Below are 718 nucleotides of genomic sequence, written 5' to 3' on the forward strand. Positions count from 1 at the left end.
TGCTTTAATGGAGATAGACGCAGAGAGTGACCGTCGAACAAAGGCTAAGATTATCAAGGCAGCACGACAACTTAGAAAGATTCCACAATATAGATAAAATTAAGCCCCAAATATTTGGGGCTATTTTATCCAATTGCTTACCATCATACCCTGATTAAATATCTTCAACAGGATTCGGAATATCTCCTAGAATCTCGTCCCTGTCACAGTGTTTAAGAAAAAAATAGAGAGAAGAGTCAATGATTTTAAGAATTTTCCCACCTCTATCATAATCGACAAATGGAGGTTGAATTCCTTTTGAAACCTGATGTTGAGTGAGATTATGAAGAGACAGCCCTAAATCACTTGACCTGACATCATCTCGACGATGGTGAATGGAACGTATGGCATCAAGAAGGTATCCTCTTGCCATACCTTTTTGGATGTCATCAAAATCTTCTGTTAGCAGAAGTTTAATAAAATAGTATGGATAAGCTAATGATGGTTTCCCACTTTGAGCACTAACACGAACACGAATATCAACAAAAGACTCGAAGTTTCGAATGTGACGAACCCCATACTCCCGAGCCTTTGTGGCCATCGCCTCAGCCAAGTGTTCTCTCGTAATAGGAACCTTTGTAGGGCTTGTGGCGCTGACACCTGCTAACTGGCAACAGAGCTTACAAATTTCTTGAACAACGCCAATACTATCAAATGATTCATCGACTAATTTGTCTGC

The 718-nt window shown here is 40.0% G+C and carries 1 protein-coding gene; it reads right to left on the reverse strand.

The window, feature by feature from the left end:
- Positions 1 to 154: 154 nt before the first annotated feature.
- Positions 155 to 718: hypothetical protein (locus R0J87_RS18335; protein ID WP_498887956.1), on the reverse strand; the 564-nt coding region annotated here is incomplete at its 5' end.

The sequence above is a fragment of the Halomonas sp. SIMBA_159 genome, assembly GCF_046536035.1.
Lineage (GTDB): Bacteria > Pseudomonadota > Gammaproteobacteria > Pseudomonadales > Halomonadaceae > Vreelandella > Vreelandella venusta_A.